24 protein-coding genes and 2 pseudogenes are annotated in these 24561 nt (G+C 65.0%); 15 read left to right on the forward strand and 11 right to left on the reverse strand.

Translation table 11 applies throughout. The annotated features are described in order from the left end of the window. Positions 1 to 41: 41 nt before the first annotated feature. The gene (locus ABT24_RS01635; RefSeq protein ID WP_276728895.1) at positions 42 to 974 is read left to right on the forward strand and encodes a DMT family transporter; all 933 of its coding nucleotides are present in this window, start codon (positions 42 to 44) and stop codon (positions 972 to 974) included. 22 nt (positions 975 to 996) lie between these two features. Here ABT24_RS01635 and ABT24_RS01640 read toward each other — a convergent pair whose 3' ends face one another. From ABT24_RS01640 to ABT24_RS01650, 3 genes are read right to left on the reverse strand one after another with little or no spacing between them, the layout of a single operon-like run. Continuing rightward, positions 997 to 1584, reverse strand: coding sequence for an HNH endonuclease (locus ABT24_RS01640; protein WP_276728892.1), 588 nt, complete (start codon positions 1582 to 1584; stop codon positions 997 to 999). 1 nt (position 1585) lies between these two features. Further along, positions 1586 to 2542, reverse strand: a complete 957-nt coding sequence (locus ABT24_RS01645) for a DNA cytosine methyltransferase (RefSeq protein WP_276728889.1) — start codon at positions 2540 to 2542, stop codon at positions 1586 to 1588. A 52-nt stretch (positions 2543 to 2594) separates the two neighbouring features. Next, on the reverse strand, positions 2595 to 3386 hold the full coding sequence (locus ABT24_RS01650; protein WP_276729167.1) for a sulfurtransferase: 792 nt from the start codon (positions 3384 to 3386) through the stop codon (positions 2595 to 2597). Positions 3387 to 3443: 57 nt separating this feature from the next. Here ABT24_RS01650 and ABT24_RS01655 point away from each other — a divergent pair. From ABT24_RS01655 to ABT24_RS01680, 6 genes and pseudogenes are all read left to right on the forward strand, one after another. Next, positions 3444 to 4766, forward strand: a pseudogene (locus ABT24_RS01655) (MFS transporter); the annotation flags it as partial. Between the two features lie 60 nt (positions 4767 to 4826). Further along, positions 4827 to 6191, forward strand: a complete 1365-nt coding sequence (locus ABT24_RS01660) for an MFS transporter (protein ID WP_156054087.1) — start codon at positions 4827 to 4829, stop codon at positions 6189 to 6191. Positions 6192 to 6306: 115 nt separating this feature from the next. Then, positions 6307 to 6744: a heavy metal-responsive transcriptional regulator gene (locus ABT24_RS01665; protein ID WP_013104444.1), complete on the forward strand. Its 438-nt coding sequence runs from the start codon at positions 6307 to 6309 to the stop codon at positions 6742 to 6744. Further along, entirely contained in the window at positions 6741 to 9500 is a 2760-nt protein-coding gene (locus ABT24_RS01670) for a heavy metal translocating P-type ATPase (RefSeq protein WP_286737296.1), read from the forward strand. The genes ABT24_RS01665 and ABT24_RS01670 overlap by 4 nt, the downstream gene beginning before the upstream one ends. 12 nt (positions 9501 to 9512) lie before the next feature. After that, positions 9513 to 9917, forward strand: a complete 405-nt coding sequence (locus ABT24_RS01675) for a DUF302 domain-containing protein (RefSeq protein WP_013104442.1) — start codon at positions 9513 to 9515, stop codon at positions 9915 to 9917. A 30-nt stretch (positions 9918 to 9947) separates the two neighbouring features. Then, positions 9948 to 10154 carry a CopZ family metallochaperone gene (locus ABT24_RS01680; protein WP_276728878.1) on the forward strand — a complete coding sequence of 69 codons (207 nt, stop codon included), beginning with the start codon at positions 9948 to 9950 and terminating at the stop codon, positions 10152 to 10154. 16 nt (positions 10155 to 10170) lie between these two features. Here the strand turns inward: ABT24_RS01680 and ABT24_RS01685 are convergent, their stop codons facing one another. Further along, positions 10171 to 10767, reverse strand: a complete 597-nt coding sequence (locus ABT24_RS01685) for a LysE family translocator (RefSeq protein WP_276708593.1) — start codon at positions 10765 to 10767, stop codon at positions 10171 to 10173. Positions 10768 to 10773: 6 nt separating this feature from the next. Further along, positions 10774 to 11046 carry a DUF2917 domain-containing protein gene (locus ABT24_RS01690; RefSeq protein ID WP_276708594.1) on the reverse strand — a complete coding sequence of 91 codons (273 nt, stop codon included), beginning with the start codon at positions 11044 to 11046 and terminating at the stop codon, positions 10774 to 10776. 178 nt (positions 11047 to 11224) lie between these two features. On the opposite strand from ABT24_RS01690, the gene ABT24_RS01695 reads away from it, so the two are divergent. The 4 genes from ABT24_RS01695 (at position 11225) to ABT24_RS01710 (ending at position 14170) form a co-directional block, all read left to right on the forward strand. Then, positions 11225 to 12658 (forward strand): aminotransferase-like domain-containing protein, encoded by a 1434-nt coding sequence (locus ABT24_RS01695; protein WP_276708595.1) that lies wholly within the window; start codon positions 11225 to 11227, stop codon positions 12656 to 12658. Positions 12659 to 12737: 79 nt separating this feature from the next. Next, positions 12738 to 12971, forward strand: a complete 234-nt coding sequence (gene vapB, locus ABT24_RS01700; RefSeq protein ID WP_013122056.1) for a type II toxin-antitoxin system VapB family antitoxin — start codon at positions 12738 to 12740, stop codon at positions 12969 to 12971. Next, positions 12971 to 13375 carry a type II toxin-antitoxin system tRNA(fMet)-specific endonuclease VapC gene (gene vapC / locus ABT24_RS01705; RefSeq protein ID WP_276708596.1) on the forward strand — a complete coding sequence of 135 codons (405 nt, stop codon included), beginning with the start codon at positions 12971 to 12973 and terminating at the stop codon, positions 13373 to 13375. The genes vapB and vapC overlap by 1 nt, the downstream gene beginning before the upstream one ends. A 15-nt stretch (positions 13376 to 13390) precedes the next feature. Then, a complete protein-coding gene (locus ABT24_RS01710; protein ID WP_276728872.1) occupies positions 13391 to 14170 on the forward strand; it encodes an NYN domain-containing protein in 780 nt (259 codons plus the stop codon). 7 nt (positions 14171 to 14177) lie between these two features. Here ABT24_RS01710 and tgt read toward each other — a convergent pair whose 3' ends face one another. Further along, positions 14178 to 15317 carry a tRNA guanosine(34) transglycosylase Tgt gene (tgt, locus tag ABT24_RS01715; protein ID WP_276728869.1) on the reverse strand — a complete coding sequence of 380 codons (1140 nt, stop codon included), beginning with the start codon at positions 15315 to 15317 and terminating at the stop codon, positions 14178 to 14180. A gap of 62 nt (positions 15318 to 15379) precedes the next feature. On the opposite strand from tgt, the gene ABT24_RS01720 reads away from it, so the two are divergent. The 4 genes from ABT24_RS01720 to ABT24_RS01735 are packed head-to-tail and all read left to right on the forward strand — an operon-like array spanning position 15380 to position 18896. Next, complete coding sequence (locus ABT24_RS01720; RefSeq protein WP_276728866.1) at positions 15380 to 16513, forward strand: MlaE family ABC transporter permease; 1134 nt, start codon at positions 15380 to 15382, stop codon at positions 16511 to 16513. After that, positions 16510 to 17289 carry an ABC transporter ATP-binding protein gene (locus tag ABT24_RS01725; RefSeq protein WP_286737297.1) on the forward strand — a complete coding sequence of 260 codons (780 nt, stop codon included), beginning with the start codon at positions 16510 to 16512 and terminating at the stop codon, positions 17287 to 17289. Before ABT24_RS01720 ends, ABT24_RS01725 begins: the two co-directional genes overlap by 4 nt. Before the next feature lie 3 nt (positions 17290 to 17292). Continuing rightward, a complete protein-coding gene (locus tag ABT24_RS01730; RefSeq protein WP_276728859.1) occupies positions 17293 to 18261 on the forward strand; it encodes an MlaD family protein in 969 nt (322 codons plus the stop codon). Then, the gene (locus ABT24_RS01735) at positions 18258 to 18896 is read left to right on the forward strand and encodes an ABC-type transport auxiliary lipoprotein family protein (RefSeq protein ID WP_276728856.1); all 639 of its coding nucleotides are present in this window, start codon (positions 18258 to 18260) and stop codon (positions 18894 to 18896) included. The genes ABT24_RS01730 and ABT24_RS01735 overlap by 4 nt, the downstream gene beginning before the upstream one ends. A gap of 13 nt (positions 18897 to 18909) precedes the next feature. Here ABT24_RS01735 and ABT24_RS01740 read toward each other — a convergent pair whose 3' ends face one another. The 5 genes and pseudogenes from ABT24_RS01740 to ABT24_RS01760 form a co-directional block, all read right to left on the reverse strand. Then, positions 18910 to 19527: a DUF2202 domain-containing protein gene (locus ABT24_RS01740; protein ID WP_276728853.1), complete on the reverse strand. Its 618-nt coding sequence runs from the start codon at positions 19525 to 19527 to the stop codon at positions 18910 to 18912. A gap of 61 nt (positions 19528 to 19588) precedes the next feature. Next, positions 19589 to 20744: pseudogene (gene queA, locus ABT24_RS01745) on the reverse strand (tRNA preQ1(34) S-adenosylmethionine ribosyltransferase-isomerase QueA). A gap of 121 nt (positions 20745 to 20865) precedes the next feature. Continuing rightward, a complete protein-coding gene (locus ABT24_RS01750) occupies positions 20866 to 21927 on the reverse strand; it encodes a glycosyltransferase family 2 protein (RefSeq protein WP_276728850.1) in 1062 nt (353 codons plus the stop codon). Between the two features lie 8 nt (positions 21928 to 21935). Continuing rightward, positions 21936 to 23090, reverse strand: a complete 1155-nt coding sequence (locus ABT24_RS01755; protein WP_276728847.1) for a GNAT family N-acetyltransferase — start codon at positions 23088 to 23090, stop codon at positions 21936 to 21938. 49 nt (positions 23091 to 23139) lie between these two features. Further along, complete coding sequence (locus ABT24_RS01760) at positions 23140 to 24117, reverse strand: polysaccharide deacetylase family protein (RefSeq protein ID WP_276728844.1); 978 nt, start codon at positions 24115 to 24117, stop codon at positions 23140 to 23142. Between the last annotated feature and the right edge of the window lie 444 nt (positions 24118 to 24561).

A 24561-nucleotide genomic window follows, 5' to 3' on the forward strand; every position in this document is an offset into this window, starting at 1 on the left:
GCCCTTTTTCCGCTTCACGCCCCAAGCCCGGCAGACTTTTCATGGATTTCCTCATTCTCCTTCTCGGCGGCGCCGTGCTCGGCCTCGCTGGCGTGTTCGTGCGTCTGGCCGACACCACCGCCAATCTCGGCCCGTTTGCCAGCGCCTTCTGGCGCATGGCCGTGGCGGCGCCGTTTTTGCTGGCCTGGGCCGCGGTGCAATGGCAACTGCAGCGCAAGGCCCGCCCGGCTACGTCCAGCCCCGCGCCTGGGCAAAATCCGCAATGGTTCAGCAAGCGCGCGGCCCCGCCCGCCCCGCTGGTGCAATGGCCGACTTGGGGACTAGCGCTGTTTGCCGCGGCCATGTTCGCGCTCGATTTGGTGTTCTTCCACCTCGCGGTGACCTGGACTGCCGTGGGCAACGCCACGCTGGAATCGAACTTCGCTCCCGTGCTCATCACCCTGGCCTTCTGGGCCATCACCCGCAACGCGCCGCAGCCGGTGTTTCTCGCCGGGTTGGCCGCAGCACTGGGCGGAGCGGCCCTGATGATCGGCCCCAACTTCGGCCACAGCCGCGCGCTGCTGGGCGATGCCAGCGGACTGGTGTCCGCCGTGTTTTACGCGGCGTATCAGGTGGGCATTCAGCAGGCGCGGCAGCGTCTGTCCACCGCGCCGCTGATGGCCGTCGTCACCCTCCTCGCCGCCGTGGTGCTCTGGCCTTTCGCCCTCGCCGAGGGGCGGATGTGGCCGACTGCGGCCATCGGCTGGGTGTGGGTGCTCGGGTTGGCGCTGCTGGTGCAGATCGGCGGTCAGGTGGTCATCGCCTACGCGGTACGCCGGCTCAACCCGGCGCTCTCATCCGTGGGCCTGCTGGTGCAACCGGCCATGGCAGTGGTGTATGCGTGGATTCTGCTGGGCGAGGCGCTGACCGCCGGTCAACTGCTGGGCGCGGGGCTGGTGCTGAGCGGGATTTATCTGGCGCGCAAGGGGATGTGAGGGTCAGCGTTCATACCCAGATTCACAGCAAATCTTTCGCCTGCTTGGGAAATTTTTTGATCAACCACTCCAGCGCGCTTAACTGATCCTTTGATGTCGCACGCCGAATTTGCGTCAGGAGCTTGAGCAAATCGGGCCGAGTCAATGTGGCGTTGCTCGCACCTTCATTGCATACAGAGCAAATCGCTCGGAGGTTGGCGGGGTCATCTGTGCCGCCCAGGCTCTTATCGATGATGTGCCCAATATGTAGCCGCGTTTTGCGCGTTGGGTCAAAGGGATGCGGCTCGCCAGCAACCGCGCCGCACATCTGGCAAGTAAAGCCATTTCGATCAAGGACGAAGGCGCGCGTTTCCTTGGAAACGCTGCGCTCGAACGCGGGCGTCGGCTTCGGCGTTTCCAGCAGGTATTGCCCGGGTTTGAGGTCGCTGCGGTCGTTGTGCGTGAGGATGAGATAGCCCTCTTCCGTGCGCAGTTCGCGCACGCGCCGAGCCCACTCAGAAATGCCTCCTGCGACTTCGCGCAGCTCGCCCGACTCCATGACGCGGCCGAGGTTGCTCAGAAAGTGCGCTCGCAATTTGGCGCGCGCACCCATACGCAGCTTGGTTTTCATCTCAAGCCCGCTTTAACCGCCGTTTGGAGGCAGCAAGGATGGCCGTTTTGATGCGTGCGCCCACAGCCGCTGCAACAGGTGGAGGAAAGGCGTTACCGATCTGACGATAAGCGGCCGTTTTTTTGCCGCTGAACTGCCACACATCAGGAAAGCCCTGAACTCTGGCCGTCATGCGAACGGTTAACCGCGGCATCCCGACGAAGTCGGCGGCGGGGGCCGCGTCTGCGAGGCCCTTACCGTCCACGCCTAGGCTGGCCCAAGCCCGTTTTGCACGCGTGGGGCCCAGGTCAGGGCCGCCGTGCTTCTTGCTGCCGCCGACTAAAGTAGGCGCTATGTCGCAGGCGCGTTCCCGCCAGGAATTGGCGCCCTTCCAGGCGTTTTCGGCCATCAGATCATGCAGGAGCTCTCCCACCGTCAAGGGGCTGTGAGGATATGGTTCGGGCCAGGAAAAATCGCCCGCGAGATCATTTCGCAAAGCCACGAAAATGACGCGTGGGCGCAGCTGGGACACTCCATATTCGCTGGCATTGAGCAAACGCCACTGCGCGGCATAGCCCAGCTTCTTGAGATCGAGAATGATCTTGGCGCGGTAATCATCAAAGACCGAGTCGAGCAGTCCGCGCACGTTTTCCAGCATAACGGCCTTCGGGCGACACTCGTCAACCAATCGAATGGCCTCTGGAAACAAGTCGCGCTCGTCCTGCTCGCCCAACTGTCGGCCAGCCTTGGAAAAGGGCGGGCAAGGCACGCCGCCGGCCAGCAGATCGATGCCCAGGAGATCAAGCGCGGAAAAGTCTTTCAGATCACCCTCGGTCACGCGCCACTGCGGACGATTGAGTCGCAGGGTTTGACAAGCTGCCGATTCGATTTCAACCAGTGAAACATGATCGAAGCCTGCGGTCTCCAGTCCGAGCGCCTGCCCACCGGCGCCAGCGCAAATTTCCAAGGATGTCAGCATATCGTTCGCCTCAAGTGGCTGGACATATTACCAGTCGTCCTGAAACATCGACTCAGCGATGCTGCGGCGCTGCGGGCGGGGCGATGGCGCCCTCGCTGGGCCGCAGATCGGAGCCGAGCACTTCGCGTTCGTCGAACACGAAGCAGCCGCCCTGGTAGTGCGCGGCGCCAACCTGCTCGAAGTATTTGAGGATGCCGCCTTCGAGCTGATAGACGTGCTCGATGCCGCAGTCCTGCATCAGCAACGCGGCTTTTTCGCAACGGATGCCGCCAGTGCAGAAGGTCACCACGGTCTGCCCGGCGAAGTCGGCGGCGTGCTCTTCGACGGCGGGGGCGAATTCGCTGAATTTGCCGATGCGAAAGTCCACGCAGCCGGCAAAGCTGCCGAGATCGCGCTCGAAAGCATTGCGGGTGTCGAGCAGCACGACCGGGCGGCCTTCGTCGTCGCATCCGGCGTCGAGCCAGGCCCGCAGGCGCTCGGGCGTCACCGCCGGGGCGCGCCCGGCTTCGGGGCGGATCTGCGGGCGGTTCAGGGTGATGATCTCGCGCTTGATTTTCACCTTCATGCGCTTGAAGGGCTGAGTTGCAGAGAGCGATTCCTTCGGGCGGAGGTCGGCCAGCCGGGCGTCGGCGCGCAAGGTGGCCATGATGGCGTCGATGGCGCCGCGCGCTCCGGCGAGAAACAGGTTGATGCCCTCGGGCGCGAGCAGGATGGTGCCCTTGAGTTGCAGCGCCTCGCACTGCGCCGCCAGCCGCGCCTGCAGCGCGGGCAGGTCGTCGAGGCCGACGAACTTGTAGCAGGAGATATTGACCACGGTGGGCGTGGCGCAAGGAGGTGATGTCATCATGGTGAGGAATTATCCGGCTGTGCCATCATCCGCCCTGCAACCCGACCGCCGACCATGCCCCAATCCGCCCGCCCCAACCAATTCGCCCTGCTCGGCCAGCGCCGTTTCGCGCCGTTTTTCTGGACGCAGTTCGGCGGTGCGGGCAACGACAACCTGTTCAAGTTCGCCTTCACGGTGATGGTGGCTTACCGGGCCGAGGCCGCATCCGCCTTGTCCACCGGGCTGATGGTCAACCTCATCGCGGCGCTCTACATCCTGCCTTTCGTGCTGTTTTCCGCCACCAGCGGGCAACTGGCCGACAAGTACGACAAGGCGGTGCTGATGCGCCGCGTGAAGACGCTGGAAATTGCCATCATGGCGCTGGCGCTGTGGGGTTTTGTCGCGGCCAACCTGCCCGCGTTGCTGGCCTGCGCCTTTGGCATGGGGCTGCATTCCACCCTGTTCGGCCCGGCCAAATATGCCTATCTGCCGCAGCATGTGAACAGCGCCGAACTCACCGGCGCCAATGGCATGACCGAGATGGGCACCTTCGTGGCGATTCTGCTGGGCAATCTGGCCGGTGGCCTGGTGATGACCTTTGAGCGCGGCCCGCTGATCGCCGGGCTGGCCTGCGTGGCCGTGGCGCTGCTGGGCTGGACGGCTGCGCGCTTCATTCCGCCCACCGCCGCGGTGGACCCGCAGTTGCGCATCAACTGGAACCCGTTCACCGAAACCGCGCGCAATCTGCGGCTGGCTGCCGCCGACCGCACGGTGCTGCAGGCGCTGCTGGCGATTTCGTGGATGTGGTTTTACGGCGTGGCGTTTCTCACCCAGTTTCCGGTGTTCGCCAAGGACGTGCTCGGCGGTAACGAGGCGGTGGCCTCGCTGTTGCTGGCGGTGTTTTCCATCGGCATCGCGCTGGGCTCGGTGGCTTGCGAATGGCTGGCGCGCGGGCGGGTGGAGATCGGCCTAGTGCCGCTGGGCGCCATCGGCATGACGGCGTTCGGCATCGACCTGTATTTCGCCACGCTGCACCTGCCGCACGAAGCCGCGCTGCAAGGCGTGCTGCCCTTCGTGCGCGATCCGGCGCACTGGCGGGTGATGCTCGACCTGTTTCTGCTCTCGGCCAGCGCCGGGATTTACAGCGTGCCGCTCTACGCCCTGATCCAGCACCACACCCCGGCCACGCATCGTTCGCGGGTGATTGCGGCCAACAACATTCTCAACGCGATTTACATGGTGGTGTGCTCGGGTTATTGCGCGGCGCTGCTGGTGGCCGGGGTGAGCGTGCCCGCGCTGCTGCTGAGCGTGGCGCTGCTCAATGCAGTGGCCGCGCTCTGGCTGATCTGGCGCCAGCCGCTGTACGGCCAGCGCTTTCTGGCCTGGGCGCGGCAAAGGGCGTGATCAAACAGGTTTGACCGACTGTGCGAACATGCCGGAGTTTTTTCCGCATCACGCATGGCTTCCACACCTCCGTCCCACGATCCGCCGCTGTCTGTCAACCAGTTCAAGCTGCTGGGCCAGCGCCGATTCGCGCCGTTTTTCTGGACGCAGTTCACCAATGCGGGCAATGACAACCTGCTGAAGTTCGCCTTCACCATGCTGGTGACCTACCGCGCCGAGGCGCAGACCGGGCTGCCCGCGGGGCTGATGGTCAACCTGATCGCCGCGCTGTATGTGCTGCCCTTCGTGCTGCTGTCGGCCACCGCCGGGCAACTGGCGGACAAGTGCGACATGGGCGTCATCATGCGGCGCATCAAGACCTTCGAGATTGTCATCATGCTCGCGGCGCTGTGGGGCTTCATTACGGTGAACGTGCCGCTGCTGTTGCTGTGCGTGCTGGGCATGGGGCTGCATTCCACCCTGTTCGGGCCGGTGAAGTTCGCCTATCTGCCGCGCCACCTGCACACGGCCGAGCTCACCGGCGGCAACGGCATGACGGAAATGGGCGGCTTTGTCGCCATTCTGTTGGGCAGCATGATTGGCGGGGTGTTGATGACCTATCCGCAAGGGCCGGTGTTTGCCGGGGTGGCCTGTCTTGTCGTCGCATTGGCCGGCTGGACGATGGCGCGCTTTGTGCCGCGCACCCCGCCGCTGTGCAGCGACACCCGCATCAACTGGAATCCGTTCAGCGCAACGGCGCGCAGCCTCAGGCTCGCAGCGGCCGACCGACCGGTGCTCGTGGCGCTGATCGCCATTGCCTGGATGTGGTTCTACGGCGTGGCCTTCCTCACCCAGTTTCCGATCTTCACCCGCGAGGTGGTGCACGGCAGCGAAGCGGTGGCGTCGCTGCTGCTGGTGATTTTCGCCGTGGGCATCGGCCTGGGCTCGGTGGCCTGCGAGTGGATGGCGCATGGCCGGGTGGAAATCGGCCTGGTGCTGGTCGGCGCCATCGGCATGTCGGTGTTCGGCATCGACCTCTACTTTGCCACGCAAAATCTGCCACACAACGGGCAGTTGCAAACCCTTACCCTGTTCCTGCGCGAAGGCGAGCACTGGCGGCTGATGGTCGATCTGCTGCTGGTTTCGGCCAGCGCCGGGATTTACAGCGTGCCGCTTTACGCCTTCATTCAGCACCGCGTGGCCGAAACCCACCGCGCTCGCGTAATCGCTGCCAGCAATATGCTCAACGCCCTGTTCATGATTGCCTGCGCGGCGTATTGCGCCGTGTTGCTCACCGCAGGCGTGGGCGTGCCGATGCTGCTGCTCACCGTGGCCGTGTTCAACGCCCTGGTGGTGGCCTGGTTGGTGCGAACGCAGCCGGTGTACGGGCGGCGCTTCGTCGCCTGGGTGCTGCGCCGGAAAATGGCGGCGGGTTCTTGAGCGCCCGCTGATCCGCCCGGCTGATTTTCATTTCAACCACGGATCCCATTCCAACCCTATAGTCTTTAGTAAGATGTAAAGTTTGCCTCTCCACCGTACCCGCCCGCGCCGCACCATGCCGCTCCCTCAAGCCCGCTTTGAATCGTCCCAGCTCACCATTGGCGAGTTGGCGCAGCGTGCGCAACTGGGCGCGGAAACGCTGCGTTACTACGAACGTCTGGGCCTGCTGGCTCCAACGCAGCGCACCGCCAGCGGCTACCGGCTGTACGCGCCGCAGGCCATCGAGCGGCTCGATTTCATCCGTCGGGCGCAGGCGCTGGGGTTTTCGCTGGCGCAGATCGGCGAGCTTCTGGCGCTGCACGCCCGGCCCGAGGCCGATATGGGCGCGGTGCGCACCCTCGTCGCGCAACGACTGGCCGAGATCGACGCCAAGATGGACGATCTGCAGCGCATGAAAAAAGGTCTGCAGACCCTGCTCGACGCCTGCCCCGGCCACGGCCCCACGGCGCAGTGCCCCATCCTCGGCGCCTTACGAAATGGAGAGCCGACATGAAAGCGCCTACCTCCCCCACACCAGACTTGGCCGCATGCCCGGTGGATCTACCGGAGACACCAGAGCCATCCGGCAAGGCCCCGGCCGCGGGCCAGACCCTGCGGCTCGATGTGGGCGGCATGACCTGCGCCTCATGCAGCGCTCGGGTGGAACGCGCCCTGAACAAGCTTCCCGGCGTACAAGCCGCCAGCGTCAACCTCGCCACCACGCAGGCCGAGGTGACATACGACCCGCAGGCCGCCACGCCGCAAGCCATTGCCGATGCGGTGAGCGCCGCGGGCTACACCCCGATCGTCGCCGAAGCCACGCTGGACGTGGAAGGCATGACCTGCGCCTCCTGCGTCGGCCGGGTGGAGCGTGCGCTGCGCAAGCAGCCCGGCGTGCTGTCGGCTACGGTGAATCTGGCGGTCAACCGCGCGCAGGTGCGTTATCTGCCCGCCATGCTCGACGCCCAAGCTCTGGCGCAGGCCGTGGTGGACGCGGGCTACGGCGCCCGTCCAGTGCAAGAGGGCGATGCCGCCGCCGAAGACGCCAGCGCGGCCGCCCACGCCCGGAATCTGGCGCGCATGCGGCGCGGCTTGCTCCTCGCTGCCGCGCTGGCGCTTCCCGTGCTGCTGCTGTCGATGTTGCCCATGCTCTGGCCCGCGCTCGACGCTGCGCTGCTGCGCGCTTCACCCGTTCCGCGCTTCTGGGACTGGGTGCAGTTCGTTCTCACCAGCGCCGTGCTGTTCGGCCCCGGGCGTCGGTTTTTCCGCACCGGTGCCATCGCCTACCGCCATCTCTCGCCGGACATGAATTCGCTGGTCGCCACCGGCACCGGCGCGGCCTGGGCTTACAGCACGCTGGTGCTGCTGGCGCCGCAATGGTTTGCCGCCGAGTCGCGGCATGTGTATTTCGACTCCGCCGCCGTGGTGGTGGCGGTGATTCTGGCGGGCAAGTATCTGGAAGAACTGGCCAAGGGCCGCGCCTCCACCGCCATCCACAAACTGCTTGGGCTGCAGGCCAAACAGGCCACCCGTCTTGACGCACGAGGCGCGGAACAACAAGTCAGCCTCGCCGCGCTGCACATCGGCGACCGCGTGCTGGTGCGCCCCGGCGAGCGCCTGCCGGTGGACGGCAGCGTGATCGAAGGCGACAGCCATGTGGACGAATCCATGCTCACCGGCGAGGCCGTGCCAGTGCGCCGCAAGCCGGGCGACCGGGTGGTGGGCGGCACCGTCAACGCCGAAGGCCGGCTGGTGATCGAAGCCACCGCGCTGGGCAAGGACACCGTGCTGTCGCAGATCGTGCGGCTGGTGGAAAGCGCGCAGACCGGCAAGCTGCCGGTGCAGCGCGTGGCCGACCGGGTGGTGGCGGTGTTCACCCCCGTGGTACTGCTGATCGCCGCCGCCAGCTTCGCCGCGTGGCTGGCGCTCACCGGTGACGTCAGCGCGGCTCTGGTGGCCGCAGTCGCCGTGCTGGTGGTGGCCTGCCCCTGCGCCATGGGTCTGGCTACCCCGGCGGCCATTCTGGTGGGCAGCAGCCGCGCGGCCGAAATGGGCGTGCTGTTCCGCAAGGGCGAAGCGCTGGAAGCGCTGTCCCGCATCGACACCGTGCTGCTCGACAAAACCGGCACCGTGACTCTGGGCAAACCCGCGCTCACCGCGCTGCACAGCACGCTGGATGACACCGCGGCGCTGCGGCTGGCTGCCGCGCTGGAAGCCGACTCCGAGCACCCGCTGGCCCGCGCGGTGCACGACGCCGCCGCGCAACGCGGCCTGACCCTTCCCACCGTGCAGGGCTTCGCCGCCATTCCCGGCTACGGCGTGCGTGCCACCCTCGACGGTCACACCCTGCTGCTCGGCGCGCGGCGGCTGATGGAGCGCGAAAGCATCTCGCTGAATACCCTGTGCGAGCAGGCCGACGCGCTCGAAGCCCAAGGCCAGACCGCGGTGTTTCTGGCGCAAGATCAGAATTGCATCGCCATACTGGGTATCTCCGATCCCCTCAAGCCCGAGGCCGTCGCCGTGGTGCAGGCGCTGCGCCAGCGCGGCCTGGCCATCGCCCTGGTCACCGGCGACGCCCGGCGCACCGCGCAGGCCGTGGCCGTTGCGCTGGGCATTCAGGACGCCCCCGCCGCCGAGCCGTCTCAAGGCGGGCATCTCCCCCTCCCAACCTCCCCCACGGCGTGGGGGAGGAGTGATCACTCCCTCCCCGCCAGTGGGGAGGGCCGGGGTGGGGATGGCCCCCTCGGGGGGCAGCGAGCGCATGCGAGCGTAGGGGTCTCCGTCCATGCCGAAGTCTTGCCGCAAGACAAGGCCCGCGTGGTCGCAGAACTGCAGGCGCAGGGGCGGCGCGTGGCCTTCGTCGGCGAAGGGCTGAACGACGGCCCCGCACTCGCCCAGGCCGATGTGGGCCTGGCGCTGGCCAGCGGCACCGACGTCGCCATCGAAGCCGCCGATGTCAGCCTGACTCGCGGCGATCTCGCCGCGCTGCCCAGCGCCATCGACACCGCCCGCAGCACCCTGCGCACCATCCACGGCAATCTGTTCTGGGCGTTTGCCTACAACATCGTGCTCATTCCCCTGGCCGCTGGAATCGCCGCGCCCTGGGGCGTGCACTTGCACCCCATGCTGGCCGGAGTGGCCATGGGGCTGTCGTCGGTCTTCGTGCTCGGCAACAGCCTGCGGCTCAAACGCCTTTCCCCCTGGCAGGCGCCGCAGGTCCATTCATCGGCACAATCAGCCCCACTTTCTGCCTTGACTCACACCCCCTAAAGGAGCTTTGACATGCCCTCCATCGTGTTTTCCGCCCAAGCCTGCTGCGCCTTCGACGACGCCATCACCCGCACCACCGAAGCGCTGAAGGCGCAGGGTTTCGGCATCATCAGCGACATCGATGTCTCGGCCACCCTCAAGGCCAAGCTCGGCGTTGACCGCCCGCCCTATCGCATCCTCGGCGCCTGTGCGCCGGGCTACGCCATGAAGGCGCTCGACTTCGATCCGCACATCGGCGCGCTGCTGCCCTGCAATGTGGTGGTGCGCGAAGACGCGGCCAACCAGCAGATCGTGGTCGACTTCATGAACCCCACCTCGGTGCTCGGCCTGATCGACAAACCCGAAGTGCACGCCATTGCCAAGGAAGTCTGCGAAAAGCTGATGAAGGTACGCGACGCCCTCGCCCAACCCGCCTGATCTCTAGCCACCACAACAGGAGAAAAACTCATGAACACCGTGCAACTTCAAGTCACCGGCATGACCTGTGGTCACTGCGTCGCCGCCGTGACCAAGGCGCTCAAATCCGTCCCCGGCACGCAGGACGCGCAGGTCGATCTGGCCAGCGGCCGCGCCACCGTGCAGGGCAACGCCGCACCCGAAGCGTTGGCCAAGGCCGTCGCCGATGAGGGCTACGGGGTGACGCTCAAGGATTGAATTCGCGCCTCACCGCTTACCGCAGCATCGGCCACAGCGTGGCGAGCAACATCGCCGCCATACTCAAGTTGAACACCTTGACACGCCGTTGTTCGGTCAACAAATGACGCAGCTTGGCGCCGCCCAGCGCCCAGAGGCTGATGGTCGGTAGATTGATCAGACTGAACAGCACCGCCCCCCCCAGCACCAGCGCGAACCCGCCCGAACTCGGCACGTACACGGAAAACACGCTGAGCGCCATCAGCCACAGCTTGGGGTTGACCCACTGGAACGCGATGGCGCCGATGTAGCGCATGGGGCGTGCCGCGCGCGCTGCGGAGCCGTTTGGCGGCGACGCGCTGGCAATGCGCCAGGCCAGATAGAGCATGTAGCCCGCGCCGATCCATTTCATGGCGACTTCGGCCCAGGGCCAAAGGGAAAAGAGTTCCGCCAGCCCCAGACCCACGCTGACCAGCAGAATCAGCACACCGGAGCTGATCCCCAGCAGATGGGGAATCGACGCCCGAAAGCCAAAATTCGCACCAGACGCCAGCAGCATCAAATTGTTCGGCCCGGGCGTGACGGAGGTGACAAAGGCGAACAGCGCCAGGGCAGGAAGGTTGTCGTTCAGCATGGGGGTTTAGCGCAGCGCGAGCGCTGTGTTTTTTGAGGGATGACGCGTTTTCACGAGCGCAGGTCCGTGGGAATCGATCAGAGTCACCGAGCCGAGCGCCACCAGTGATTCCACCAGCACACGACCCGCACCGATGACGTCGTAAGCCTGTCCGGCGAACAAGAACACATCGTCCGGCTGGCCACTTTCGGTAATCCAGACCTGCCCGGACAGAACCCGAAGCTGCGTTCCTGCAGCGCGTTCCAGGCAAAGGAGCATCCCGGGTTCGAGTCGATACATGGTCCTCTCCAGAGCGTGCAAATGATGCCCTCACTGTAGGCATTGCCACGCCAACAAAACAGATGCAGCATGTGGCCATCTGTACCGGCACAATAGAATTTTTCTTGGATCTGTACTGACCGAATCGCTCGCCCTCTGTACGGTGTGGCGCACGTCAATCTCTGCCATCATGCAAAGCATGAACTCCGATCCCGACACCCCGCTCTACCTCACCCTTGCCGAGCGGCTGGCCGGGCTGGCTGCGTCGGGCTCGCTGCGACCGGGTGCGCGACTGCCTTCGGTTCGCGCCTTGTCGGAGCAACAGGGCGTTTCCGTGTCCACCGCGGTGCTGGCTTACCGCACGCTGGAAGACCGCGGCGTGATCGAGGCGCGTCCAAAGTCTGGCTTTTTCGTGCGACGTGCGCGCAACCTGCCGCCTGTGCCCGCCACCACGCGCCCTCCCGCGCGAGCCGTCGCGGTGGAAACCAACGCCATTGCCGACGCCGTACTCGACGCTGCGGGCGACCCGGCCTACACGTCGTTTGGCGCCGCCACCGCCAGCGAAGACCTTTACGCGGTCGAGCGGGTGCGCCGGGCCCTCGCGCGCAGCGCACAACGGCACGCAAGCAGTCTTGGCGTCTATGCCACAGCGCCGGGCATTGCGCCGCTGCGGCAAGCCATTTCGCGCCGCGCACTGGAGCTGGGCTGCAATCTGGATCACCGCAACGTCGTCGTTACCAATGGCTGCATGGAGGCCATCACCCTGTGTCTGCGCGCGGTCACGCAGCCGGGCGATGTCATCGCCATCGAATCGCCGACTTACTTTGGCTTTCTGCGCGCCATGCAGGTCTTGGGTCTGCGCGCGGTGGAAATTCCCATGCAGCCCGGCATTGGGCTCTCGCTCGAAGCCTTGGAAGTCGCGCTGGACACGCAGCCGATCAAGGCGGTCGTCGCCGTGCCGACGCTCTCCAACCCTCTGGGCACCATCATGCCCGTGGCGAGCAAAAAACGCCTGGCGGAACTACTGGAGCAACGCGGCATTCCCTTGATCGAAGACGTGATCTGCAACGACCTCGCCCCCACCGAGGAAGACCGACGCGCCGTGCGTTCATTCGACCGCAGCGGCAATGTGATGATCTGCGGCTCGTTCGGCAAAACCCTGGCGCCGGGCCTGCGCGGCATCGGCTGGGTGGATGCGGGGCGCTGGAGCGGGCAGGTCGCCAACCTCAAACGCGCCCTCAGCGGCGGCGGCAGCGCCGTGATCGAGTGGGCCGTGGCCGAGCTGCTCGAACAAGGCGGCTACGACCAGAGTCTGCGTCAACTGCGGCGCAGCTTCGCCGACCAGATCCACATCGCCCGCCAGATCATCGCTGCTGCATTCCCGCCGGGTTCGCGGGCGACCGACCCCGCCGGAGGCTTCATCCTCTGGATCGAACTGCCCAAGTCCGTCGATGCGGTCGCGCTCTATCAACGCTGCATCGAACAACGCATCGTCATCGTCCCCGGAACGCTGTTCACCACCTCAACCCGCTACCGCAACTGCCTGCGGCTCAACGTCGGCGGACGCTGGACAGCCGAGCGGGAAGAAGCCTTGCACGCGGTCGGACGCATGGCGACGCAACTGGCCGGATGAATGCCGTTTGTCGGCATGGAATGGCCGCCATATACTTGCGCCATATACCACTCTTCCATCTCATCTTAGTTATCAGGCCATGACCACCACAACCGTCTTCACCAATAACCGCTCGCAGGCCGTACGCCTGCCTGCAGAGTTGCGCTTGCCCGAAGGCGTCAAGCAGGTCAGCGTTCGCGCGCGTGGCAAAGAGCGCATCATTGCGCCGCTTGAATCGAGCTGGGACAGCTTCTTTCATAGCAGCCCCGCAGTCAGTGACGACTTTCTGGAAATTCGCGCCCCTCAGGAGCAGGCCGCACGCGAGTCTCTGTGATGCTGAGGTTTCTGCTCGACACCCACATCGTCATTTACGTCATCAAACGGCGGCCGATGGAAGTGCTTGCTGCCTTCAACGCCAACGCGGCACGCATGGCCATTTCGGTCATCACCCTCGCTGAACTCCTGCATGGCGCGGAAAAAAGTAGTCGGCCCTCAGCCAATCTGGCGGTCGTCGAGGATTTCGTCAGCCGCCTGGAAGTGTTGCCCTACACCGCAAAAGCTGCGCAACATTACGGACAGATCCGTGCCGCGCTCGAACGTGCTGGCGAACCCATCGGGGTCAACGACCTGCATATCGCAGCGCATGCTCGCAGCGAAGGGCTGACGCTGGTGACCAATAACGCGGGCGAATTCCGCCGCGTTCCCGCGCTGCAAATCGAAAACTGGCTACAACCCTGACGTTCCAGAAACAGCATGAGCCACGAACCCCGCATCGCCTTACTCATTGACGCCGACAACAGTCCGGCGGACATGATCGACGAAGTGCTCGACGAACTCGCGAAAGAGGGCGTCATCAACATACGCCGCGCCTATGGCAACTGGAAAAGCCCGCACCTCAACGCATGGGCGGCCCTGCTGCACGATTTCGCCATCCAGCCCATCCAGCAGTTCGACTATACGAAGGGCAAGAACGCCACCGACGCGGCCATGATCATCGACGCGATGGACCTGCTTTACACCAAGCAGCTCGACGGTTTCGGCATCGTCTCCAGCGATTCGGACTTCACTCCGCTGGTGATGAGGCTGCGCGCCAACGGCCTCAAGGTCTACGGTTTTGGCGAACAGAAGACCCCCAAGCCTTTTATCAACGCCTGCTCCAAGTTTCTGTATCTGGAGAATCTCCGTAGACCTGAAGACATGCCTGTCGCCACACCCGCTGAAGTCACGGCCTCCGCCGCTGCGCCTACTGGCAACGGCGTACCCAAAACCGCACCGACCCGTGCCGATGCCAAAACCCTGCGCAGCGACACCCGCCTCGTGAACCTGTTACGCAAGGCCATCGAGGCAGCCGCCGACGATGAAGGCTGGGCGGGCCTGGGCGCCGTTGGTCAGCACATTTCCAAACAGGCGTCTTTCGATAGCCGCAACTACGGCTACGCCAAGCTCTCGGGGCTGTTTCAAGCCATCGGCTTGTTCGATGTCCGCACCCACGGCAAGGTGCTGCAGGTACGCGATCCGCGAGCGGTGCGATAGACGAGGATCACACCCCGCGCGCCCGGTCGGCGTGGAACTGAGCGACGAAGGTCTCGAAAGCCTCGGCGTCGAGCGCGGCGCGCATGTCGCGCATGAGTTGCAGGTAGTAGTGGAGGTTGTGCGTGGTGGCCAGCATGCCGAACAGCATTTCGCCGCAGCGGTCGAGATGGTGCAGGTAGGCGCGCGAGAACTGCCGGCAGGTGGGGCAGGTGCAGGTGTCGTCGATCGGGCGTTCGTCCTGCTTGAAGCGGGCGTTGCGGATACGCAGATCGCCGAAGCGGGTGAACAGATGGCCGTTGCGCGCATTGCGTGTGGGAATGACGCAATCGAACAGGTCGATGCCCGCGGCGACGCCTTCGACCAGGTCTTCGGGCGTGCCCACGCCCATGAGGTAACGCGGCTTGTGAGCGGGCAGGCGCGGCGCGGTGTGGCGCAGCAGGCGCAGCATGTCTTCTTTGGGCTCGCCCACGCTCAGGCCGCCGATGGCGTAACCGGGCAGATCGAGCGCGGTGAGGCCGTCGAGCGAGGCGTCGCGCAGCGGCTCGAACATGCCGCCCTGCACGATGCCGAACAGGGCGTTGGAGTTTTCCAGCCGCGCGAATTCGGCCTTGCAGCGCGCGGCCCAGCGCAGCGACAGTTCCATGGATTCGCGCGCCTCTGCTTCGGTCGTGATGTGTTTTTGCCCGGCGCGATCGACGTCGTAGGGCGTGCATTCGTCGAACTGCATGACGATGTCGGAGCCCAGCACGGTCTGGATCTGCATGCTGACCTCGGGGGTGAGAAACAGCTTGTCGCCGTTCACTGGTGAGGCGAAACGCACGCCTTCCTCGCTGATCTTGCGCATCGCCCCCAGGCTCCACACCTGAAAGCCGCCGCTGTCGGTGAGAATGGGCGCGTCCCAGCCGATGAAGTGGTGCAGGCCGCCGAACTGCCGCACCACGCCGAGCCCCGGGCGCAGCCAGAGGTGAAAGGTGTTACCCAGAATGATCTGCGCACCCGCAGCTTTCAGGCCATCGGGCGTGATGCCTTTGACGGTGCCGTAAGTCCCCACCGGCATGAACTGCGGGGTGTCGATGACACCGTGATTGAGGGTGAGCGTGCCGCGGCGGGCCTGGCCTGCGGTGTGGTGAACGGTGAATTGCAGCATGGGCGGTATTGTTTCAGACTTGCCGTGGCGCGCGTCGTCCGATCCGCTAACCTATGCACGCCATGACTGCCCCTTCAACCGCCGACGCCCCCGCCACCCTGAACTGGATGGCGCAGGAGGACGCGCCTGAGCGACGCGTGTGCAGCCTGCAGGGCGCGTGGAATGCGCAAGGTCTGGCGCGCGAGCCGAACACCCATCTGCCCGCAGGCACGCGGCACGTCACCCTCGACGCCAGCGCCACCACACTCGACACACCCGGCGCGCTGCTGCTGGTGCGCAGCATGGCGCAGTGGCAAAGCGCCGGGGCCACGGTGGACGTCAGCGGCCTGAGCCCGCCGCAGCAGCAGTTGCTCGATCTGGTGCGCCAGCGCGCGCTGGCGTTGCCGCCGGCCGCGCGCCGCCTCGGCTTGCTGGGCGACATCGGCCGCGCCACGCTCATTGCGCTGGACGAACTGCGCGCGCTGCTGGCCTTCGTCGGCGAACTGGTGTGGCGTGGCGCGCCGCTGCTGCTGCAACCCTGGCGTGTGCGCTGGCGCGAAGTCATTCACGAAATCGACGCGGCGGGGCTGCGCGCCATCGGCATCATCGGCCTGCTGTCTTTTCTCATCGGCATGGTCATGGCGTATCAGGCCGGGGCCACGCTGGCGACCTATGGCGCCAACATTCTCATTGTCAATCTGGTGTCCATCATCACCCTGCGCGAACTCGGGCCGCTGCTCACCGCCATTCTGGTGGCCGGGCGCACCGGCTCGTCGTACACCGCGCAGATCGGCACCATGCGCATCACCGAAGAGGTGGATGCGCTGCGCGCGCTCGGGCTGTCGCCCTTTGAGATGCTGGTGCTGCCCAAGGTCATCGCCCTGGTCATCACCCTGCCACTGCTGGCGCTGTTTGCCGATGTGATGGGGCTGGCGGGCGGTGGGGTCGTGGCCGCGGTCGGCTATGGCGTGCCGCTGAGCGAATACGTCGCGCGAATTCCGCAGGTGGTGGGGCTCAAGACCCTGGTGCTCGGCCTGGTGAAAGCGCCGGTGTTCGCCGTGGTCATCGCCCTGGTGGGCTGCATGCAGGGCCTGCGCGTTGCGGGCAGCGCGGCGGCGGTGGGCCGCGCCACCACGGTGAGCGTGGTTCAGGCCATCTTTCTGGTGATCGTGATCGACGCCAGCTTTTCGGTGCTCTACAACCTGCTGCACCTATGAACGCAGCGGATCTGGTCATCGATGCGCAAGGCATCGTCAACCGTTTCGGCGACGTGGTGGTGCACGAGGGCCTGAACCTGGCCGTGCCGCGCGGCGCCATCATGGCGCTGGTGGGTGGCTCGGGCTCGGGCAAGACGGTGCTGGTGCGCAGCCTGCTCTTGCTGCGCGCACCCAGCGGCGGCACGCTCAAGCTGTTCGGGCAGGACGCGCTGGCCGCAAGCGACGCGCAGCGGCAGGCGCTGCGCCAGCGCATCGGCGTGCTGTTTCAGGGCGGCGCGCTATTCACCGGCCTGACCGTGCTGGAAAACGTGCTGCTGCCGCTGCGCGAGCAAGGCCTGGTGGACAAACGCCTGCTGCCCGAACTGGGCATGCTCAAGATCGGTCTGGCCGGGCTGCCCGCCGATGCGGCGCACAAATATCCGGCTGAACTCTCGGGCGGCATGGTCAAGCGCGCCGCGTTGGCCCGCGCGCTGGCGCTCGACCCCGAACTGCTGGTGCTCGACGAGCCGACCTCGGGCCTCGACCCGATCGGCGGCGCGGCGTTCGACAAGCTCATCCGCGAGCTGCGCGACCTGCTGGGGCTGACGATTCTGCAAGTCACGCACGATCTCGACTCCATCTGGCATGGCAGCGACACGGTGGCGTTTCTCGCCCGCAAAAAAATGCTGGCGGTCGGCCCCGCTGCAGAACTGGCGCAGCGCGACGAGCCCGAACTGGTTGCTTATTTCCGCGGCAGCCGTTCGGCCGCTTATCTGCACGAAAGCCTTTCGAGGTAGGACATGGAATCGAAAGTCAATTACACCGCCGTCGGCCTGTTCGTGGTGCTGCTGGGCGCGCTGCTCGGCGGCCTGGGCTGGTGGCTGGCCACCGGCGGCAAGCAGACCGCCACCCGGCCCTATCTGATCTACGCCACCGACAACGTCAGCGGCCTGAAAACCGACAGCAATGTGCTCTACCGCGGCGTCACCGTGGGCAAGGTCGCAAGCATCGAGATCGACCCGAAAAACCCGGCCCTCATCCGCATCAAGGTCGAGATCGACAGCGCGGTGCCGGTGCGCAGCGACACCGTAGCGCAGCTCAGTCCGCTGGGCGTCACCGGGCTGTCGGCGGTGAACCTGATCGGCGGCGCCTCGTCGACACCACTGCCCACCCCGCCCGGCGAGCCTGACCCGGTCATTCCCTACAAGCCCTCGGTGTTCACCCAGATCGAGGGCGGCATCAACGACGCGGCCATCACCCTGGCGCGCATCAGCCAGCGGGTGGACGCGCTGCTCAGCCCGGCCAATGTGCAGTCGATCAGCGACACGCTGCGCAATCTGCAGACCCTCTCCGCCGCTCTGGCGGCCAATCAGAACAATATCAATCAGATGTTTGCCAACGCCCGCCAGACCAGCGCCAACCTGACGCAGATGAGTGCGCAAGGCAGCGCGCTCATGCTGCAAAGCCAGGCGCTGGTGAAGCGGCTCGATGGCGTGTCGGCCCAGCTTGGCGGCTTGATGCCGCAGATCGGCGCCGCCGCCAACAGCGTTGCCCAGGCCGGAGACACCACCACCGCTTTTACCCAGGCTGGCGTGCAGGCCATGACTCAGCTTCAGACCCGCACCCTGCCCGAAGTGGACGCGCTGGCGCGCAATTTGCAGCAGCTCAGCAGCCAGCTCGGCGCGCTGACCGAAAACCTCAAAGCCAACCCCAGCCAACTGCTGTATGGCCCGGCCTTGCCGCCGCCGGGCCCGGGAGAAAAACCATGACCGTCTCTTTTGTTTTGCGGCTGCGCCGCGCCGCCCTGGCCGCTTTGCTGAGCCTGGCCAGCCTGACCCTGGCCGCCTGCACCCTGCCCGTCAACCGCGCGCCGGCGCAGCAAACCTACCGCCTGACCGCGCCCGAGATCCGCACCGCGCCGCTGCCGCAAGCCACGGTGATTCAACTCCTGCCGGTGCGCGCCGCTGCCGGATTTCAGTCGCCCGCCATGATGTACAGCCGCAGCCCCGACACGCTGGAACCCTACCGCGACAGCCGCTGGCTCGCCCCGCCGGCCCAGCTGGTGGGCGAAGCCATCGACCGCACCCTGAGCCGCCAGCCGTGGGTCAGCGCCGTGCAAGAGCAGGCCGTGCTGGTGAACGCGCCGTGGACGCTGCACTGCAAGCTGAACCGGCTGGAGCACGATGTCCATGCGAATCAGGGCACCGTGCACTTGGATCTGGTGTGCGATCTGGCGAACCAGCGCACCAGCCGCATTGCCGCGCATTGGCATTTCGACGGCCGCCAACCCATCGCGGTGAACGACGCCGCGCACTTCGCACAGGGCGCTCAGGCCCTGCTGGATCAGGCGCTCAAAGGCATCGTGGAGCACACCCGCGCCGCCATCGCAGCAGCGCAGTCCTGACGCATCCGACCCATCAGCACTCTTCGCGCTCGCTCCAGGCCACGGCCTCGAAGTCGCTCAGGCTCAGGTATTGCGGCACATACTCGCCACGATGCCGCTGCAGGTGGCGGAAAAACGCGCGCAGATGATTGCGCGAGCCGCGCTCCAGGTCGTCGTAAACCGCCAGAATTTCCGGCTGACGGGCGCGGCTGCGCGCTTCGACCAGATCAAAAATATCCAGCTCTTCGATCAGCAGCCCAACCTTGATGGCATCGAGCTCGCTGCGCAGGCCGCGTTCCACCAACTGGTTGTGCAAGCTCTGAAAGTCGGGCGTGCGAAACTCGCCCACCGCCAAACCCTGCGCCGGGTCGGGCAGGTCGTAATGCGTCAGCAGCGCGGCAATGGCGTCCATATGCGCCTGCTCGGCCCCGCTGATGTTGACCAAAGGCCGCAGCGCCCAGCGCTCGCCGAGTTGCAGATAGACATCGCGGGCGATTTTCTCTTCCTCGCGCATGTGCAGCAGGTCATGCTCTTCTTCGGCGCTGAGCGCCTGCGCGGTGTGCGACTGAATGCGCTGGCGAATGGCCGCCATATGCTCGGTGCGGTGTTGATGCCGGTCCTGCATGAACCGGGGGGAGAGGATTTGTTCCATGATGGCGTCCAGTCTGAAATGGTTTTTCATTCTGGGCGCATGACGCCAGCATGGGTTTGAGTCAGCGCAAATCCTGACGGGTCAGCCACATGGCATCTCCGTAGCTGAAAAACCGGTAGCGCTGGGCTATGGCATGGGCGTAGGCCGCGCGGATAGTGTCCATGCCGGCAAAGGCGGACACCAGCATCAGCAAGGTGGACTTGGGCAGATGAAAATTGGTCAGCAGCGCGTCCACCACGCGAAAGCGATATCCCGGCGTGACGAACAGCGCGGTGTCGCGGGCGCCTGGTATCACCGTGCCGTCTGGCGCCCCGGCGGCTTGCGCCGCCAGCGCGGCCGATTCGAGCGCACGCATGGACCCGCGGGGCGGCGTGCAGCTGGCCAGCCACGCGCGCCTCGGCCTGCCGGGCCCGCAGCTCGGCAATCGCTTGCGCGGTCGCCTCGGGCACGGTGTACCACTCGCTGTGCATTTGGTGCTGCCGCAGATCGTTCACCCGCACCGGCTGAAACGTGCCCGCCCCCACGTGCAGGGTGACGGCTGCGCGCTGCGCGCCCATCGCGTCGATTGCCGCCAGGATGGCCTCGTCGAAGTGCAGCCCCGCCGTGGGCGCCGCCACCGAGCCGGGGTGCTGCGCATACACCGTCTGGTAGCGCTGCACATCGTCGCTGCCCGGCGCGTGGGTGATGTAGGGCGGCAAGGGCACCGCACCGTACTGCTGCAACAAAGCCAGAGGCTCGGCTGGAAACTCCAGTTCGAACAGGCCGCCATCCGGCCCGGCCCGGCCCAGGGTCGTCACGGCGAAAAGCGGCGCTGACCCGTGCGGCTCGTCGCCTGCCGCGGCATCGGGTCGAGCCGCGCCCAGCCACAACACCTGGCCCGGCTTGGGCGATTTGCTCGCCCGCACATGCGCCCAGACCCGGTTGTCCGCCTGCACCCGCTCCACCAGCACTTCCACCGCGCCGCCCAAAGCGGCCCCGGCTTCCCCGGCCGCCTTGAAGCCCCACAACCGCGCAGGAATCACCCGGGTGTCGTTGAACACCACCAGATCGTCTGCGCGCAGCAGACCGGGCAAGTCGCGAAACCCACGGTCGATCAGCGTCGGCGGACTGCCCGCATCGAGCAGGCGACTGTCGCTGCGCCGCGCCGGCGGATGCTGGGCGATCAGTTCGGGCGGCAGATGAAAGTCGAAATCGTCTGCGGTGAGGCCGGGCGACATCGCGCCCGACTCGACCGCGGAGCCACGGGGAAGGGAAACAGTCATCAGTGGGAATTAGTTTGAAGCCAGGTTGAGGCCAAGTAGCCGGTTGCGCCCGCCGACTCGCCGTGCGCTGTACGGCTCAAGCGCGCACGCGCCGCAGCAGGTTGAGCAGCCCGGAAGGCAGCATGATCTTAAACAAGGTGCGCAGCGTTTGCCCCCTGAAGGTGTGATAGACAAAGACGCTGCTGGCCAGCAGACCGAAAGCCGCCTCGGGCTGAAGCTCGGCCAGCACGTCGGCCGCACTGAGACTGAGCGCACCCAGGTGACGCAACGAACGGCGATCTCGGCGCTGGCCAGGATGGCTGTCGCGCGCATAGATTTTCTTGGCCACCGAAAGTGAATCCAGCGCTGTGCGCGGGCTGGAGGAAATCTGCGTCGGGCTGCGGCGGTAATCGAGCAAGGGAATGTCGAGATGCGCCACGGGCCCGGCACGCGCCACGCGCACGAACCATTCCCACTCGCAGACGATCTTGATCTCGGGATCGAACATTCCGGCGCGCTGCAGTGCGTCCCGGCGGAACATCACCGTGGGGGGATGGATGAAATTGCCCTGCACCAGTTCGTCGTAAACCTCTCCCCAGTAAACCGCGATAGAGGCTTGGCCGTTCTGCCGCGCGGTCTCCTCCGGTAGCAAGGCAAAAGTTTCTGCCTGCGGATACCGCGCCCTCAGGCCGCCCCGTTGCGGGCTACAGCGGGAGTAATAGACGCCGCAATACGAGGCAGGCGCCAGGGGCCCGGTTTCGTCGAAGGCGCTGAAATCGGAACTGCAGAGCAGGATGTCGGGGTGCGACTGGAGGTAGCGCAGTTCAATCGCGATGCGATCCGGACGGCACAAATCGTCGGCATCGAGCAGCGCGATATAGTCGCCCCGAGCCGCCTGCACGCTCGCATTCCTCGCCGCGCCTATGCCCGCATTGGTCTGCCGGATCGTCCGCACCCGCCCTGCATAAGCCTCCAGAACTTCCGCCGTGCCATCGGTGGAGCCATCGTCCACGACCACGACATCGAGATTTCGGTGCGTCTGGGCGAACAGGCTGTCGAGCGTTTGCGCAAGGGTGTTGCGGGCGTTGTACGCCGGGATGACCACGGAAACCAAGGCTTCCGGGTCGGTAGTCCCTGACCTGCTCGAATCGGCGTTCATGGGCTCGGCTACTCGGCTACGGGGTGTGCGGTGAGCTTCGTTTCCACAACGTCCTTGTCCTCGGCAGGTGCTGCCGAAGCGCGGTTTGCAGCAAGCCTGGCCTTGACGCGGTAAAGCCAGCGAATCAAGCCTGGGCGATGAACCCGCAAGCCGAGTGTCTCGCGGGTTTGTTGAAAGTAGTGCCGCTTGTGGTCGTAGTCGCCTTTGAGCATGTCGAAGCGCGTGCAACGTTCCCCGATCGCCGCTTCGATGACATAACCCATGAGTACTTCGCCTGGACTGAGCGCAAGATGCTGAGGATCGAATCCAGCCTGAAAGTAGTAGAGCGTTGCGCCGTTGCGAAAACCGTAGAACATGGCAATGGTCTGACCACTCATCTCCAACCCGTACAGGCGCAACCGGCCTTGCGCCAGCAGGGCATGCATGAGGGCGCGATGGAATTCAAGGTACTGCGGCGAGGTGAAACTGAGTTCTTCGGTACGCCCTTGCCAGCGCAGCCGATGCAACTCGGCGAGCCGCTCAAACGCCCAATCGATTTGCGCGTCTTGCTGGATCTGAAAAAAACGCGCTTCTTGCTGCGCTTCAAATTTTCGGCGCTTCCGACCTAAAACTTCACGTCGATTACGGCTGAGTCCTTTGCGATAACGCTCCCAGTCCGGCGGCAAATCGCCGTAGATGATGCGGTTCACCGGCGTGCGCTCGATCGAGCCTGAAATCTGTGTGCTTTGCTGCGTCCAGCAAGCGACCAAGGCCGAATCGGCGGGCAGATCGACGAGATCGAGCAACTGCCAACCGGACACGTTGTTCAGCACATGATCGACGAACGCTCTGGCAACGGCCTGTTCGTGGGCGGGATCGAACAACATGCCCAGATCGTCGGGCGCGGTATCGCCTCCGGAGCCGAGGGGCCTGAGCTTACGCACGCGCAGGATCTTGAAGGCGCGGTGCGTCTCCAGGTACAGCGGAAAAATGCCCACGGCCTGACCGCCAAAACGCGCCACCAGAATCTGCAGTTCTCGTCCCTCCCCATACTGCGACCACCACAGACGCTGCCAATCCCAGCTGAGAAACAGACTGTTGCGCGGGGTCAGGCCCTCGATGGCGCGCCACTCGGGCTCCAGGGCGTCGAAGGCCGGCGTCGTGGTGATGAGTTCAATTTGCATGGATCAGGCCTGGCACGAAGCGGGGCGGCAATGCGCGAATTCAAGTCTCTCAGGCCCAAGGTCGATGCATGCGCCAGGCCAGTAGGGGAAGATGCGATGTCACAGGAATGCGCGGAATTGCGATTGGATCGACCGCGGCCGACACCATGCCCTCTTCAGTCGTCACGGCCGCGCGGTAGATCGACCGGGCGACCTTCCGCACTCGCTCATCCGTCGAACCGTTGGGGTAGCAAAACAAATCGACCCTTCGGCCCAGCTCTGTCTCGAGTCGCTCACGGCTGTCCTGCAACTCGTGCTGGATTTCATCTTCCGTCAGCGTGGGCAGGATGGGGTGGGTCAGGGTGTGCGAACCTATCGTCAGGCAGCCGCGGTCGCAGGCGCGCACCTCATCCCAGCTCATCATGTCGTAAGCCTCGTGCTCTGCAGGGATGGGCACGAAGCGCGGCGTGCAATCGCGCAGAACGTCCTGCGCATGTTGTCTTTGCGGCAGGGACAGGGTTTTCATCCAGGCAATGAAGCCTTCGAGGTGATGCGCAGGCGAATTCAAGGTCTGCGCACACTCCATCAGCCCTTCATTTGATAAACGCTTCAACCGGGCGCGCGCCTCGTGGTTCCACATCCACTGCCTGGCATCCACCAGGCCAGGACAGACAAAAATCGTGGCCGGTATCTCAAGTTGCTCGAGGATGGGGCGGGCGATGCGGTACTGATTGCACAGCCCGTCGTCGAAGGTGATGGCGAGCTGGCTGCGGCCGGCCCCAGCGGGCGCGGGCACACCGTCCAGAATCTCTCGAACCATGAGATCGAGCGGCACGATGGCATAGCGCTGCTTCAGCCACGCCAGCATGCGGTGGAAATCTCCCGGAGGCATCGTGCTTCCACCCACGCCGTGCAGCATGAGGATGCGGCGCACAGGATGGCGATGCGCTAGCCAGTGCGACACCCCACTGCCGAGCGCCACCGCTAAAGCGGAGGTGCGCGCGTAGCTTTTGAGTGCGCTTGGAGCCGTGGGAGGGGAATCAGCCATGCGATTCTGGAAAGTTGCTGTACAGATTGTCTTAAGCCCAAAAAGGGCTCGAAATCGTTAAAACCACTATACAAATAATTACGACTGTGAAGAAACCCGCCCCCCTGAATGAATGGCGGGATAAGTACGCCCTTCACCAAGGCTAGGTCGTACGTACGAAAGAACGGCACAAACACGGGAACAGTGAGCCATCGTTTCATACAACACCCGATAAAAACAGGAAATAAGTCACCAACTTGCGTCTTGCAGTGGAACCCTGCCGAACCTTCAACCATTTGAACGGCGCAGCAGCAACATGCCAATCCGGCCTCAGCCTAGTTTTACTCAATCAATCGAATTAGAACTTTTAATTGTTCTTTTCAATTATTGCGGCCTAAGCTGCAACGGTCGCATCAAGCACCTCGAAGCGATGACAACCTCAAGGAGTCAACCATGTCGAACGAT

This window comes from Thiomonas sp. SCN 64-16 (assembly GCF_001725585.1).
Lineage (GTDB): Bacteria > Pseudomonadota > Gammaproteobacteria > Burkholderiales > Burkholderiaceae_C > Thiomonas > Thiomonas arsenitoxydans.